Genomic DNA, 15041 nt, shown 5'->3' on the forward strand with positions numbered 1-15041 from the left:
GCCTTCCTGGGGGAGGCCTCTCCGGAACCGGAATTCCTTCCCCGCGGGGCAGGGGACTCGGGGGCGGCGCGCCGGTTGGCCCAGGGGGTCCGGGCGCTTGTCCAGGCCGAATCCACGGGAGTGTGGACCGGGTGGGACAAGGCGGCCTGCCAGGCCCTTCATTGCGGCTTCGCGGAACACTGTCACCCGGCCCCTCCCGCGTGCTAAGCGGCGGGCACCATGCCGAACGTCGTCGTCATCGGAGCGCAGTGGGGAGATGAGGGTAAGGGCAAGGTCGTTGACCTTCTCACCGAGCATGCCCAGGTCGTCGTCCGTTTCCAGGGCGGCAACAACGCGGGGCATACGCTGGTGGTGGGAGGGCAGAAGACCGTCCTGCACCTGATTCCCTCGGGCATCCTTCACCCGGGCAAGACGTGTGTCATTGGCAACGGGGTGGTGGTGGATCCCGCCGTCCTCGTCGGAGAGATCGACGCGCTCAAGCCGCGCGGCTTCCTCAAGGATGATGCGCAGCTGCTCATCTCCGACAACGCCCACGTCATCTTCCCGTGGCACAAGCTGTTGGACAGCTTCCGCGAGAAGGCCCGCGGGGGCAGCGCCATTGGCACCACGGGGCGGGGCATCGGTCCGGCCTACGAGGACAAGGTGGCCCGCCGGGGCATCCGCGTGCGCGACCTGCTCCATCCGGAGCGCCTGCGCCGCCGCATCGACGAGCGCCTGCCGTCCGCGCTGGATGAGCTCAAGGACCTCTGCGCCCAGGCGGGCGTGGACGTGCCGAAGATGGAGACGCCGCAGATCCACGCGGAGTTCTCCGCGCTGGGAGACCGGCTGCGCCCCTACGTGCACGACGTGTCGCTCTTCCTCTCCGAGCAGGTGCGCCGCGGCGCCCGCATCCTCTTCGAGGGCGCGCAGGGCACGCTGCTGGACGTGGACCACGGCACCTATCCGTTCGTCACCAGCTCCAACTGTGTGGCGGGCAACGCCGCGGTGGGCTCGGGCCTGGGGCCCACGGCCATCGACAAGGTGATGGGCATCAGCAAGGCGTACACCACGCGCGTGGGCGGAGGTCCGTTCCCCACGGAGCTCAGCGACGAGCTGGGTGACCGGCTGCGCAAGGTGGGCGACGAGTTCGGCGCCACCACGGGCCGTCCCCGCCGCTGCGGCTGGCTGGACGGCGTGGTGCTGCGCTACGCGGTGCGCGTCAACGGCCTGTGGGGCATCGCGCTCACCAAGCTGGACGTGCTCAGCGGCCTCAAGTCGCTCAACATCTGCAACGCGTACGAGCTGGACGGCGCGCGCGTGACGGAGCTGCCGGGCGACTACGAGGACCTGGCGCGCGTGAAGCCCATCTACGAGACGCTGCCCGGCTGGGACGAGAAGCTCGCCGGCGTGCGCACGTTCGATGAGCTGCCGGAAGCCGCGAAGCGCTACGTGCGCCGCGTCGAAGAGGTCAGCGGAGTGCCCGTGGTGTGCGTCTCCGTGGGCGCCGACCGCGGCGAGACGGTGCTGCTGCAGAACCCCTTCCGCAGCTAGGGATAGGGAGCGGGCCCCGGGAACGGGGCTCGCGGGCAGGAGAGGTCCTGGCCCGCCGGGGGCGAGGACGGGAGAGGGACATGATTCGCACGCGCAGGTTCCAGCTCGGTGTCTCGGCGGTGGTGCTGCTTGGCATGGCGGCGCCGTCGGCCTGGGGGCAGGGAACGACCCCGGCGAAGGGAAGTGTCACCCGCCCCGTGTCGGGGGCCCCCGTGGCGCCCCCGACCGGCGAGGCGAAGACCCCCGCCTCCGGCCGCACGCAGGCGCCCGCTGCCGAGGCGAAGTCCGCTGCGACATCGGCGGCTTCCGCACAGGCCCCCGCGTCCGCGTCGAAATCTCCCTCGGCGGCACAAGCCCCGGCGCCCGAGTCGAAGTCCGCCACGGCCTCGGCGGCTTCAGCACAGGCCCCCGCGTCCGCGTCGAAGTCTCCGGCGGCACAGGCCCCGGCGCCTGAGTCGAAGTCCGCTACGGCCCCGGCGGCACAGGCCCCGGCGCCCGTGGCGAAGGACCCCGCCGCGCGTTCGTCGGAGCCCGTGGCCACCCGGAGTGGAGACCTCGCGGATCCGCAGCGCCCGTCACAGGCCGCGCTGGCGGCTGCGCGGATCCGGGATGGAGACGCGCTGATGCGCGAGCGTCGCTACCGTGAGGCATCCTTCGCCTTCCTCGACGCGACGCACGCCGCGCCGGATCACGTGGAGGCGCGCTTCAAGCTGGGCAACGCGCTGGCGGTGCTCGGCTACTACGGCCGCGCCATCGAGGAATGGGAGCGGGCCTCGCGCCTGACCCAGGACGCCGCCATCCGCCAGAGTGCACAGGACAACGTGGCCCGGGCGCGCACGAAGCAGGCGGAGGCCGGCACCTCCCCGCAGGCCCTGGGCCAGACGCCCGGTTCAGGTCCCGTGGCGGACACGACGCGCGCCCAGGCCCGTCGCGCCTACGAGCAGGGTGTGCAGCACATCAGCCAGCGCGACTACGCGGCCGCGCTCCAGACGCTGACGCAGGCCCTGCAACAGGAACCGCTGCTGACCGTGGCGTACACCGCCCGGGGCAGCGCCAACATCGGGCTGCGGCGCTACGCGGAGGCCGCGGCGGACTACCAGTTCGCGCTGAAGTTGGAGCCGGACTCGGCCTCCCCCCTGTACGGCCTCGCGGAGGCGTACCGGGCCCTGGGGCGCAACCTGGAGGCCCGGGGCCTCTATGAGCGCTACGCGCGCTCCACCGCGTCCGATGTCCGCCCGGAGCTCCAGGAGGAGTCCCGCCAGAAGGCCGAGCGCCTGCGCTGACTGCCCGCCTGGTGAGCGGACGGGCGCCGAAAAGGGGCTGTCCGCGTCACTATTTTGAGGGCATGGACGGACGCGAACGGACGGTGGAGGGGAAGCAGTCGCAGCAGGTCTTTCGCCCCCGGCGGGTGCTCGCCGCGACGATGGCGGCGGCGGGGCTGCTGTGGCTCGGGGTGCTCGTCTACCTGTTCAATTTCGAGGGCGTCCCGCTGAAGACCTTCTTGTCCGCGGGCTTCTTCGTCCTCTTCTTCGCGGTGGCCGTGACCTACTACGGGCGCACCCGCATCGAGGTGGACTCCCGCGGCATCACCTGCCGGGGCATGGTGCGCACCCGGCGCTTCTCCTTCGGGGACATCCGCAAGCTGGACGTGCTCCCCGGCCCGGTGACGGTCTACGCCATCCGGGGCAGCAAGGGCTTCGTGCACTTCACCAGCTTTTTCCGCCACCACCGGGACCTGGCGCGGCTCCTCGTGGAGCGCGCGGGCCTCTCTCCGCTGCCCGTCTGAGGCGCGACGCGCTCCTTCACCCGGCCGCCGCCAGCAGGGCCGTGAGGAGCAGCCCGAGCAGGACCAACGCCGCGCCCGCGGCGATGAGCCACCCCTCCGAGCGCTGTGGCTTCCGTTCTGGAGGCAACAGCGCTCCCGCTTCTGTCCGCTCTCCCACGTCGTGGCGCAGGGGCACCGGAGTCCGACGGACCGCACCCGCCGCCTCATCGAACGCCGCCTGGAAGCGCAGCAGCGAGCGCCCCACCTCCACGACATCGCCATCCGCCAGCGGCCCGGGTGCCTCCAGGCGCAGGCCGTTGAGGAACACCCCGTTGGGCGTACCCAGGTCTTCCAGCATGAAGCCTGGGCCCTCGCGGCGGATCCGCGCGTGCAGGCGGGACACGGCCCGGTCCCGCAGCCGCAGGGCCACGCCCTCGCCCCGGCCGATGTCCGTGTTCGCCTCCGCGAGCGGATGACAGCGGCCCACGTCCAGGCCAGTGAGGCAGGTGAGGGTGGCGGCGCGGGAAGGCCGGGCCTCTGAATCCGCCAGCAGTCCCTTGAGCACCGCGACGGTGCCCACGCCGCGCTCGGGGGCGCTCGGCTCGGCGAGCACGCGCAGGCACATGCCCTCTGGAAGGCCCAGCACCTCACCGGGCAGCACCAGGCGCGACACGCCGGGCATCACGCGCACGGAGTTCACGGTGAAGCTGCGCACCGCTTCCACCATGAGCCGCTGGGACTCGATGCGCAGGGTCAACAACCCGGGCGGCAGGCCCTCCAGGTGGACATGGTCCTCGGGGCCGCCTCCCAGCAGGTGCTGGCCCTCGGTCAGCTCGAAGGGGGTGGGGGTGCCCAGGTGCTCGAATTCGAAGCGCATGCGAACGCCCGGCAGCAAGCGTCACGCCTGCCACCGGGCGCTGGATTTTCGCGAGGTTGCCTCGACGTCCCCATCCGCCCCGGGCCTCCCATGTCCGGAGGCCGGGACGGCACGGAAGACGCTGGCTAGAACGTGGCGCCGAGGTTGAGCGTGCCCACGTAGCGGCCGCCCTTGCTGAACGTCTCGTCACCGCCCAGGTCCACGTCGGACGGCGGCAGCGACGCGGCGAACCCCTGATCGAACAGGAAGTTGTAGGCCACCCGCGCGTCGGCCGTGAAGCCACCGAGGTTCAGGCGCAGGCCCGCGCCCACCGGCACGTTGCCCACCGTATCGTCGGAGAAGCCCGGAGCGATGGCGCGCACGTTGTAGCGGCTGATGCCCACGCCGCCCAGGACGTACGGCTGGAGCCGCGTGGCCGTGAGGCCCACCGTCACCGCGGCCTGCGCGCCGTTGCGCACGATGTCCGGTCCGTCCGCGTTCGTCGCGAGCACCCCACCGGAGTTGAATTCGCTGACGGCGCCCGTGTAGCCCAGCTCGAGCCCCACCACGTTCGTCGGCTTGAGGCCCAACGTCACGCCATAGGACAGGCCCGGATCAATCTGCGACCGGAGCGCGTCGGTGTAGCCCTCCACGCCGCCGCCCACGAGGAACGAAAGGCCGCGCGTGTTCGTGGACCTGCGCAGCTCCGTCGAAGCCGCCTGAGCCGAACCCGCCGCCAGCACCGATACCGCCACCGCACCCGCCAACAGTCCCTTGCCCATGTGGTTACCCCTCCCTGTGATGGACCGAAACATGGGGTGCCCTTCCGGACACGCCAACAGGGACAGGGGGGCCCGCCGGCTCGGTCGCCCCCCCTTGCGTACAGGTTGTCCATGACGAGGGCAGTGCAGTGCCCGGCGATGGAAGAACGCTTCCCGGAAGACGGGGAAGGGTAGACTCCGCGCCTTCGATGCGCCTCCGCCCCTTCGTCCTGCTCCCGCTGTTGTCCTCCGTCCTGCTCGTCGGCGCCTGCCGCGACGAACAGGCGGGCCCCGCGCACCGCACGCCCCGGCTGCCCGCGCCCACGACGCTGCGGACGCTCGACGCGGCCCCGGCGGACCTCACGTACCGCGGGGGGGCCACCTTCGCGGGCGGCGCCATCGTCTACCTGGGATCGCGCGTGACGCCGGAGAAGGCCACGCCCGGGCAGCCGGTGAAGCTCGCGCACTACTTCCAGGCGGTGCGCGCGCCGCCGCAGGGCTTCCACTTCTTCGTGCACGTGGTGGAGCCGGAGAGCGGCCAGATGCTCGGCAACGCCGACCACGAGTTCCAGGACGGCGCCGCGCCGCTGGAGACCTGGCCCGTGGGCCGGGTGGTGGAGGACGTGCACACCGTCGTCATGCCGGCCAGTCCCAGCCGGGTGGTGCTGGGCTTCTGGCGAGGTGACGAACGGCTCACGGTGGATGATCCGCGCGTGCAACTGGGCACCGACCGCGTGCGTGGCCCGATGCTGGGCGGCGAGCCCCCTGCGTTGCCGGAGTACACCGTCACGCGGGTGAAGAAGGCGCCCGTGCTCGACGGCGTGCTCGACGACGAGGCCTGGAAGGGCGCGAAGTCGGTGACGCTCGTGGGCAGCTTCGACGGCCGGCCCGGGCGCCTGAGCACGCAGGCGCGGCTCGTGTACGACGACGCGAACCTGTACGTGGCCTTCGACGTGGAGGATCCGGACGTCTGGGGCACGCTGCGCAACCGCGACGACTCCATCTACGAGCAGGAGGTCGTGGAGGTGTTCCTCGACGCCAACGCGGACGGGCGCACGTACAACGAACTGGAGGTGTCACCCCACAACGTCCTCTTCGACGCGTACTTCCCCGCGCGGCGCCAGGGCATGGACCTGTCGTGGGACTCCGGGATGAAGACGGCGGTGAAGGTGCGCGGCACGCTGGATGACGCGTCGGACCGCGACGAGGGCTGGACGGTGGAGGTGGCCATCCCGTTCAAGAATCTCGCGGAGGTGCCCCACCTCCCGCCCCAGCCGGGCGAGCGCTGGCGCTTCAACCTCTACCGGTTGGAGCACCATGACCGGAGGCAGGTGGAAGGCCAAGCCTTCTCACCGCTCTTCATCGGTGACTTCCACGCGCTGCCGCGCTTCGCGTGGCTCGTCTTCCAGTAGAAACAGGGGCCGGGCGTGACAGCGCTCGAAAGCGATGTCACGCGTGGGGCGAGATGTCCCACGGCGCGTCCGCGACGGAACGCTCGGCCGGGTCTCCCAGGAAGCGCACGAAGCCCCGGGCCTCCAGTGTGTCGATCAGCTCTTCAGCCTCCAGCTCGGAGAAGTGGTTCGAACGCATCATGAGCAGCATGTCGCGCATGAGCGACTTGCCGCGCAGGTAGCCCACGGGCTCGCCCGGGCCGAGCTTCGACTTCAGTTCCAGGGTCAGCTGCTGGAGATCGAGATCATCAGAAATCATCGGCGCTACGGTGGGTCCTGTTCCCACTCGCGGCAACGGGTAGGGGAGCCACCTCGTCGTGTGGTAGGAAGGACACCAGGCGGACGTCCTGGCCGTCGCTCTCCAGGCTGACCGCACCGTCCCGGTCTGTTCGCCAGCACTCGGTGCCCAGGGCCCGGTAGCGCGCCTCCACCTCGGGATGGGGAAACCCGAACCGATTGCGTCGGCCCACGCAGAACACCGCGTGACGTGGCCGCGTGCGCTCGAGCAGCGGCGCGGTGGACGACGTGCGGGAGCCGTGGTGTGGCACCTTCAACACGGTGATGGGCCCCAGGGCCTGGGCAAGCGCGGCCTCGCCGTCCTCCTCCACGTCCCCCGCCAGCAGCACGGTGACGTCGCCATGGCGCACGCGCAGCACCACGCTGCGGTCGTTCGCGCCCTCCAGCAGCTCGCGGTCCACCGGAGGCCCCAGCACCTCCACCGTCGCTTCGCCCAGGGCGAACGAGGGCTGCCCGACCTGCACCTCTTCCACCCGGGCACCCCCGGCGGCCGCCATGACACGCCGGGAGAGCGGGCCGTCCGTGGTGCCCGCGGAAAGCCAGAGCCGCTCGGTCGGCACCTGCGACAGCGTGGACACGAGCCCGAGCGCATGGTCCGGATGGGGATGGGACAGCACCGCGAGGTCCAGGTGGGAAACGCCCTCGGCCTTGAGGAAGGGCAGGACGAAGCGCTCACCGGTGTCCGCGCCATCCGGCACGCCCCCGCCATCCACGAGCGCATGGTGACCCCGGGAGCGGAGCACCACTGCATCCCCCTGGCCCACGGAAAGGAAGGTGATGCGCAGCGCGGGCTCCGGAGCGAGCCCGGGAAGCAGCACTGAGCCCACCACGGCCAGCGGCGCGAGCACCCCCAGCTGGCGCCAGCGTCCCGAACCCAGCGCCCAGCACCCCAGCCCCACCGCGTACGCGAGGGCGAGAGCCGGCCCGAATCCAGGCACCTCCACCGCCGCGAAGGGCACCGAAGCGAAGCCCCGCGTGAGCACCAGCAACAGCTCCGACGCCCACGCGCCCGCCCACAGCACCGGCGTCGCGACGACGGGGGCGACGACGAAGAGCGCCGCGCCGCCCGCCGCGAGCCCGGTGAGCACGCCACAGAGGGGCAGGGCGACGATGTTGGAGACGAGTCCCGCCAGGCTCACCCGGCCGAACGCCGCTGCCACCACGGGCAGGCCCACGAGCGTCGCCGTCGCGCTCGCGCACAGCGTCTGCGCCACCGTCTCCCGCCCTTGCGCGGCCCAGCGCTTCAGTCGCCGGGGCTCGGAGGGGTCGGGCGGCTTCAGGGGCAGGGCCTCGCGCAGGGCGGGCGACAGCAACACCAGCCCCAGCACCGCGAGGAACGACAGCCGCAGCGACAGGTCCACCACGCTGGAGGGCGTCCAGGCCACGAGGACCAGCGCCGCGAGCGACAGGCCATTGAGCCCATCCGCGCGCCGCCACAGCCCCAGTCCGAGGAGCACCGCCGTGGCCATCACCGCCGAGCGCACCGCCGGGGCCTGGTTCCCCGTGAAGAGCACGTAGGCCCAGACGAAGGGCACCGCCGCCGGGGCCGCCACCCGCCGGGCCTCCCATCCGCGCCACCGTCCTCCCAGCCGCACCAGGCCGCGCCGCAGGAGCGCGAGCGTCATCAAGGCCAGCGCCGCCACGTGCAGCCCGCTGACGCTGAGCACGTGCGCGAGCCCCGCTCGCGAGAACGCCTCCTCCCAGGACGCATCCAGGTCCGCGCGCTGCCCGGCCGCCAGCGTGAGGAACAGCGCCGCCGCATCAGGAGAGGGGGCCACCCCGCGCCCCGCCTGCCCCAGCCGGCCCCGCACGTCCTCCAGCGCCAGCCGCCACGCCGGGGCAGAGGAGAGCGCCAGCAGGCGCCCCGGAGCGAATCCGCCCGTGAAGGCCACGCCCTGCCGCCGTCGCGCCGACGCGAAGTCCCGCTCGCCCGGGTTGGACGGAGGCGCATCCGGCACGAGCCGCGCCTCCATCCGCACGCGCTGCCCGGGTTGCAGCTCCAACCCGTCGCCCTGGCCGGAGAGGCTCGCGCGGAAGCGGGCGGCGACCTGGGGCCCAGAAAGCGGCCCGGCCCTCGCCACTGCGAGTCGCAGCCGGGTGGCGCCGTCGAAGCGCTCCACGCGCTCCACCTCGCCTTCCAGGACCGCGCTTCCCCCGTCCGCGAGCGCCGGGGGAATGTCCACCCGCGCTTCAAAACCGGAAAGACCCGCCCCCGTGAGGGCCAGCGCACCGAGCACCCCGAGATGGACTCCTGGCAGTGGACCGAGCGCCGTCCCCGCCAGTCCCAGACAAAGCGCGCAGAGGAGAAATACCTCGGCGGCGCTCCCTGTTCCGGTTGCCCAGAGGGCGCCGAGCGTGAGGCTCAGCGCGGGAAAAAACAAAGGACGCGTGCCCAGGTCGCGCCACGCAAAACGAACCAACACCCACCCCCACCCACCACCGTGTCCGTCCTGCGGCGCTCGTACACCGAGCAACTCCGCACACAAAACCGGACACCGTAGTGCGGCCCGCTTCAGGTGGTCAAGGCGATTTCGTTGCCCGTGGATGTGGTTTGTGGTAGTAGTGGCCGGCTTGAAGGCCGGGGTCGAAGCTTTCTCCAAGGAGGCAGTTAGTGCAGACCAGCTTCAAGACTGGTGACAAGGCGGTTTATCCGGGCCAGGGCGTCGGTGAGGTGATGGGCATCGAGCACACCGAGGTCGCCGGGCAGCGCCAGTCGTTCTACGTGCTGCGCATCCTGGAGAACGGGATGCGGATCATGATCCCCATCAACAAGGTCGGTTCCGTCGGCCTTCGGGAGATCATCAGCGAGGAGGACGTCAAGCAGGTCTACTCCATCCTCCGTGAGAAGGACATCTCGGTGGACTCGACGACGTGGAACCGTCGCTATCGCGAGTACATGGAGAAGATCAAGACGGGTTCCGTCTTCGAGATCGCCGAGGTGCTGCGCGACCTGTACCTGCTCAAGGGTGACAAGGACCTGTCGTTCGGCGAGCGCAAGATGCTCGACACGGCGCGCTCGCTGCTCATCAAGGAGCTGTCGCTGGCCAAGGATTGCACCGAGGAAGAGGTCGAGTCCGACCTGAAGAAGATCTTCAACCTCGCCTGATGCTTTCGTGGCGTGGCGGGCCTCCTGGCCGCCGCGTCCGCAGCCCCCGCCCCGGGTTCCCTCGTTGGGATCCGGGGCTTCGTATTTCCAGCGACCCCCTGTGCTTCACGGCGCCGGCGGAGTGCCCTGGGGCGCCTGGGTTTCGAGCGCGGCCAGTTGTTCCCGGGCCTCGGCGTTGTCCGCGTCGTGCTTGAGGGCATCGTTGAAGGCTTCGCGCGCGTCGGCCCAGCGGCGGGCGCGGGCGGCCTCCATGCCCGTGCGCACGTACAGCCCGGCGAGCTGACGGCGCAGGCGCTGGCCGTGGCCGCTCCATCCCTGGGACAGGGCCTGGTCCAACCGCACGGCGGAGATGAGCGCGTCGAGCGCCCGGGGCCGGTCCTTCTTCGCCAGGGCGGTCCGTGCGGCGGCCTCGGCGGTCTGGAAGCCGGTGAGCTGCTGCACCAGGGGCGTGAGGTTCGCGCGCCGCGCCTGGGCCAGGGCGCCCGAGACGTCCCCGGATTCATAGCGGGAGAGGATGTCCTTGCGCGCCCGCTCGTCCGGGGTGCCCTGTGCTGCGACCGCCAGGGAGCCCTTCCGGCGGACCTCGCCCCGGGCCACGCCCGGGGCCTCCGGTCCTGACTCCCCCGTCTTCGTGGAAGCCGTGCCCTCGCGCAGTCCCTGGGCGACCTGCATGGCACTGGGCGTCGTCGCCCCGTCCTTCGAGGCGGCCATGCCCTCTCGCGGGCCCCGGGCAATCTCCGTGGCACTGGGCGTCGCCGCCCCGTCCTTCTTCGCGGTCGTGCCCTGCTGCGGGCCCCGGGCAATCTCCATGGCGCTGGGCGCTGTCGCCCCGTCCTTCGTGGAGGCCGTGACCGCCTGCGGGCCCCGGGCAATCTCCGCAGCGCCGGGCCGCGCCTCGCCGGGCTTCGCGGAAGGCGTACTGTCGCGCAAGGTCTGGGCGCTCGCCTCGGCTGCGGGAACCGGGCCCTGCGCTCCAACCGCAGGCGAGTCCTTCCCGGAAGGCTTGGGCCCGGAACCGGTCTCCGCGCCCTGGACCGCCTCCGGTGCACCCGCACCCGGGCCGCGGACCTCCTTCGCCGGGGACCCGACCGCTGGAGTCCCCGCGCCCTGCCTGGCCGCCCCTTCCGACAGGGCCCGTGCCGACGGCTCGTCCGTCATCTTCAGGGCCAGCACGCTGATCAGCGCCGCCACCGCGGAGCCCACGACCGCCGCGGCCAGGGCCACGGCGACGACGCCCGCCGAGCGCTTCCCCCGACGCGGCAGGATGGGATCCAACGCCGTCTTGAGCGTCGCGGCAGCGGCGCCCGGACCGCGCAGCCGCAGGCTCGCGTTGCCCAGGCTCAGCTCGTCTCCGGGCCGAACCTCCACCTCACCCTTGATGCGCGAGCGGTTGACGAACGTGCCGTTCTGGCTGCCCAGGTCGCGCACGGTGAAGGCATTGCCGCGCCGGGTGAGCTGGGCATGGCGCCGGCTGATGGAGGCGTGCTGGAGGCGCAGGTCGGAGGTGGACGAGCGCCCCAGCGTGATGGACCCCTGGTGCAGGGGCACGAGCTGTCCCACGCCCGGCCCGCGCTCCACGTACAGGAACGCGGGCGTCAGGCCGGGATCCGAGTACTCCTTCTGCCAGTCGTAGCGGGGCAGCAGCTCCCGGTCGGACTTCGTCCGCTCTCCGGGCACGCGCCGCTTCACCCGCCGGGGGCCCGCCGGATACTGGGGGACGCGCTGCGGACGCGGATCATCCGCCTGCAGGGGCGCCACCTCGTCCTCGTCGAACGGCAGCTCCTCGCCCGGGTCGTCCGGGGACGCCTGTTCCCCGGGCGGGCGGGGAGGGCGCGGCGGACGCTTGGGGTTCGGCGGGGCCATGCGGCCATTCTCCCAGGTTGCGGGGCAGCGAACAGGGGGACCACCGGGTTTCCTCGGCTGTCGGACGCATCCGGTGCCAAGTGCTGGCCTGTGTGGGACTGGGGATCCTAGAGTGTGTACCGCGTCGCGCAAGTGTCGCGCCCGCCCCGCTCCCCAAGGAGGACCCTCACCGTGGCCCCCTCATCCATCCGGCTCTTCAACACGATGTCCATGCAGAAGGAGCCGCTGGAGCCGCTCGTGCCCGGCGAGGTGAAGGTCTACGTCTGTGGGCCCACGGTCTACAGCTACATCCATATCGGGAACGCGCGCACCTTCACGTCATTCGACGTGGTGGTCCGCTACCTGCGCTACCGGGGCTTCAAGGTGACGTACGTGCGCAACTTCACGGACGTCGACGACAAGATCATCAAGGCCGCGCACGAGACGGGGGAGACCCCGCATGCGTTCGCTTCGCGCTTCGTGGACATCTTCCGCGAGGACACCCAGGCCCTGCACCTGCGCGAGCCGGATGTGTCGCCCCGCGTGAGTGAGACGATTCCGGAAATCGTCGCCCTCATCCAGACGCTGGTGGACAAGGGCTACGCCTACGAGGCGAAGGGCGACGTGTACTTCGCCGTCAGCAAGGACGAGGACTACGCGAAGCTGTCCAAGCGCCACCTGGACGAGCTGTGCCAGGGCGAGCGCGTGCAGCCCGGCGAGCTCAAGCGCGAGCCGCTGGACTTCGCGCTGTGGAAGGCGGCGAAGCCCGGAGAGCCGTCCTGGGACAGCCCCTGGGGCAAGGGCCGGCCGGGCTGGCACATCGAGTGCTCCGCGATGAGCGAGAAGTACCTGGGCCGCTCGTTCGACATCCACGGCGGGGCGTTGGACCTCATCTTCCCCCACCACGAGAACGAGATCGCCCAGAGCGAGTCCGCCACCGGCCAGATGATGGCGAAGTACTGGATGCACTGCGGCTTCCTGGACCTGGAAGGCGCGAAGATGTCCAAGTCGCTGGGCAACGTGGTGCGCCTGCGCGACGCGCTCGCCAAGGTGGACGCGGAGGCCCTGCGCTTCTTCTTCCTGGCCACGCACTACCGCCACCCGCTGGGCTTCGGGGAGAAGGCGCTCCAGGACGCGGAAGGGCGCATGGAGTACTTCTACGAAACGCTGCGCAAGGTGGAGGAGCGCGTGGCGGGCAAGGACTTCGGCAAGGGGCCGCTGCACGGGGACCCCGCGCGCTTCCTCGCGGAGTTCGAGTCCTCCATGGACGACGACTTCAACACCGCGGGCGCCCTGGGCGCGCTGTCAGGCCAGTTCGGCCTGATGAACGAGCTGACGGACAAGCCGCCCGTGAAGGACAAGGCGCTGGTGGGCCGCACCCTCCAGGTGCTGCGCGACCAGGTGCGGGAGATGTCCCGCGTCCTGGGTCTCTTCGAGGACGACCCGGGCGCGTGGCTCTTGCGCCGCCGGGACCGCGCGGTGCGTGAGCGCGGCATCGACGTGGCGGAGGTGGAGCGGCTGCTCGCCGAGCGGACCGCCGCCCGCGCCGCGAAGGACTTCGCCGCCGCCGACCGGGTGCGCGGAGCCCTGAAGGAGCGCGGCGTGGACATCATGGACACGCCTGCCGGCACCTCCTGGAAGGTGGCGGCACCCGCCTCCTGAAAACGCGCTGGGGAGGGGCCGGGCCGCCATGCTAGGCCAGGGGCCATGAGGCTCCTCCCGGCGCACCTTCCGCTCCTGTTCGTCGCCCTGTCCTCGCTGCCCGCCCTCGCGGCGGGCGCGCCCTCCATCACGCCCCAGGAGAAGGCGGCCGAACAGGCCATCACCCAGGAGCTGCTGCGCTCGCACGTGCGCTTCCTCGCGAGCGACCTGCTGGAGGGACGCGGCCCGGGCACCCGCGGCGACGCGCTGGCGCAGGAGTACATCGCCACGCAGTTCGAGGGCATGGGCCTGAAGCCGGGCGCCCAGGACGGCGGCTACCTCCAGCGCTTCGACCTGATGGGCATCAACAGCCACCCGGGCCCGATGAGCTTCCAGGCGCATGCGGGCCGTGTGGAGCTCAAGCCCCGCGAGGACTTCATCGCGGTGTCCGGCGTGCAGGCGACGGAGGCGAAGCTGGAGGCCTCCGAGCTCGTGTTCGTGGGCTACGGCATCGTCGCGCCGGAGTACCAGTGGGACGACTTCAAGGGCGCGGACCTGAAGGGCAAGACGCTCGTCATCCTCAACAATGATCCGGAGGATGATCCGCGCCTGTTCGCCGGCAAGGCGCGCCTCTGGTACGGCCGCTGGGACTACAAATACGAGCAGGCGGCGAAGACGGGCGCGGCGGGCGCCATCATCATCCACACCACGCCCAGCGCGGGCTATCCGTGGCAGGTGGTCCGCGCGTCGTGGACGAACGAGCAGTTCGAGCTGCCCGCGGGCGACGCTCCCCGCCTCCAGGTGAAGGCGTGGACCACCGAGGACGCGACGAAGCAGGTGCTGAAGCTCTCGGGACAGGACCTGGACGCCCTGCGCGCCGCGGCGCAGAAGCGCGACTTCCGCCCGGTGCCGCTGGGCGTGAAGCTGTCCCTGCGCCTGACCAACGAGGTGCGCCGCCGGCCCACCGCGAACGTGCTGGGCGTGCTGCCGGGCAGCGACCCCACGCTGGCGAAGGAGGTGGTGCTCTACAGCGCGCACCATGATCACCTGGGCCGCAAGGAGGACGGCAAGCCCGACGAGGACGGCATCTACAACGGCGCGGTGGACAACGCGTCCGGCGTGGCCGCGATGCTGTCGGTGGCGCGGGCCTTCACGTCGCTGCCCACGCCCCCGCGCCGCTCCGTGCTGTTCGCGGCGGTGGCCGCGGAGGAGTACGGCCTGCTCGGCTCCGCGCACCTCGCCGCGAACCCACCGGTGCCCCACGGCCGCATCGCCGCCAACATCAACCTGGATGGCGCCAACATCCTGGGCCGCACGCGCGACATCACCGTCATCGGCCTGGGCAAGTCCAGCCTGGACGGCTTCATCACCGCGATGGCGAAGACGCAGGGGCGCGCGGTGAAGGCGGATCAGCTCTCCGACCGCGGCTTCTTCTACCGGTCGGACCAATTCAACTTCGCGCGCATGGGCATCCCGGCGGCCTACTTCGGCAGCGGCATGGACTTCATCGGCAAGCCGGACGGCTGGGGGCGCGAGCAGCGCGGGGTGTGGGAGGCGAAGCACTACCACCAGCCCTCGGACGAACTGCGGCCGGAATGGAACCTGTCCGGCGCCGTGGAGGACACCCGGCTGTTCTTCCTGGTGGGCGCCCAGGTGGCGCGCGCGCCGGAGATGCCGAAGTGGAACAAGGGGGACGAATTCGAGGCTGCCCGCCTGAAGTCCCTGGAGGCACTGAAGGGCGCGGCCGCGAAGTAGGGGGGCGCTCCGTCTTTTGTCGGACGGGGATGCACGA

Annotated in this window: 12 protein-coding genes; 7 read left to right on the top strand and 5 right to left on the bottom strand. The window is 71.4% G+C overall.

Going from position 1 to position 15041, the window contains the following annotated elements; translation table 11 throughout:
• Positions 1-219 precede the first annotated feature (219 nt).
• The 3 genes from D7V93_RS04910 (at position 220) to D7V93_RS04920 (ending at position 3316) form a co-directional block, all read left to right on the top strand.
• Positions 220-1530 carry an adenylosuccinate synthase gene (locus D7V93_RS04910; protein ID WP_120642248.1) on the top strand — a complete coding sequence of 437 codons (1311 nt, stop codon included), beginning with the start codon at positions 220-222 and terminating at the stop codon, positions 1528-1530.
• Positions 1531-1610: 80 nt separating this feature from the next.
• Positions 1611-2813 (top strand): tetratricopeptide repeat protein, encoded by a 1203-nt coding sequence (locus D7V93_RS04915; RefSeq protein WP_120642249.1) that lies wholly within the window; start codon positions 1611-1613, stop codon positions 2811-2813.
• A 62-nt stretch (positions 2814-2875) separates the two neighbouring features.
• The gene (locus D7V93_RS04920; RefSeq protein ID WP_120642250.1) at positions 2876-3316 is read left to right on the top strand and encodes a PH domain-containing protein; all 441 of its coding nucleotides are present in this window, start codon (positions 2876-2878) and stop codon (positions 3314-3316) included.
• 16 nt (positions 3317-3332) lie between these two features.
• On the opposite strand, the gene D7V93_RS04925 is transcribed toward D7V93_RS04920, so the two are convergent.
• Complete coding sequence (locus D7V93_RS04925) at positions 3333-4172, bottom strand: FHA domain-containing protein (protein ID WP_120642251.1); 840 nt, start codon at positions 4170-4172, stop codon at positions 3333-3335.
• A gap of 125 nt (positions 4173-4297) precedes the next feature.
• Complete coding sequence (locus D7V93_RS04930) at positions 4298-4933, bottom strand: outer membrane beta-barrel protein (protein WP_120642252.1); 636 nt, start codon at positions 4931-4933, stop codon at positions 4298-4300.
• Positions 4934-5121: 188 nt separating this feature from the next.
• Here D7V93_RS04930 and D7V93_RS04935 point away from each other — a divergent pair, with 188 nt between their 5' ends.
• Positions 5122-6324, top strand: a complete 1203-nt coding sequence (locus tag D7V93_RS04935) for a carbohydrate-binding family 9-like protein (RefSeq protein ID WP_120642253.1) — start codon at positions 5122-5124, stop codon at positions 6322-6324.
• Positions 6325-6361: 37 nt separating this feature from the next.
• Here the strand turns inward: D7V93_RS04935 and D7V93_RS04940 are convergent, their stop codons facing one another.
• Together D7V93_RS04940 and D7V93_RS04945 are read right to left on the bottom strand one after the other, a co-directional pair.
• Positions 6362-6622 carry a hypothetical protein gene (locus D7V93_RS04940; RefSeq protein WP_120612286.1) on the bottom strand — a complete coding sequence of 87 codons (261 nt, stop codon included), beginning with the start codon at positions 6620-6622 and terminating at the stop codon, positions 6362-6364.
• On the bottom strand, positions 6612-9080 hold the full coding sequence (locus D7V93_RS04945; protein ID WP_120642254.1) for a DNA internalization-related competence protein ComEC/Rec2: 2469 nt from the start codon (positions 9078-9080) through the stop codon (positions 6612-6614). Before D7V93_RS04945 ends, D7V93_RS04940 begins: the two co-directional genes overlap by 11 nt.
• A 191-nt stretch (positions 9081-9271) precedes the next feature.
• Between D7V93_RS04945 and D7V93_RS04950 the strand changes: the two genes are divergently transcribed.
• A complete protein-coding gene (locus tag D7V93_RS04950; RefSeq protein WP_120533482.1) occupies positions 9272-9766 on the top strand; it encodes a CarD family transcriptional regulator in 495 nt (164 codons plus the stop codon).
• 105 nt (positions 9767-9871) lie between these two features.
• On the opposite strand, the gene D7V93_RS04955 is transcribed toward D7V93_RS04950, so the two are convergent.
• Complete coding sequence (locus D7V93_RS04955; RefSeq protein WP_120642255.1) at positions 9872-11629, bottom strand: FHA domain-containing protein; 1758 nt, start codon at positions 11627-11629, stop codon at positions 9872-9874.
• Positions 11630-11800: 171 nt separating this feature from the next.
• On the opposite strand from D7V93_RS04955, the gene cysS reads away from it, so the two are divergent.
• Positions 11801-13270: a cysteine--tRNA ligase gene (gene cysS / locus D7V93_RS04960; RefSeq protein WP_120642256.1), complete on the top strand. Its 1470-nt coding sequence runs from the start codon at positions 11801-11803 to the stop codon at positions 13268-13270.
• Between the two features lie 45 nt (positions 13271-13315).
• On the top strand, positions 13316-15004 hold the full coding sequence (locus D7V93_RS04965) for a M28 family metallopeptidase (RefSeq protein WP_120642257.1): 1689 nt from the start codon (positions 13316-13318) through the stop codon (positions 15002-15004).
• The last annotated feature ends 37 nt before the right edge of the window (positions 15005-15041 follow it).

This window comes from Corallococcus llansteffanensis (genome assembly GCF_003612055.1).
Lineage (GTDB): Bacteria > Myxococcota > Myxococcia > Myxococcales > Myxococcaceae > Corallococcus > Corallococcus llansteffanensis.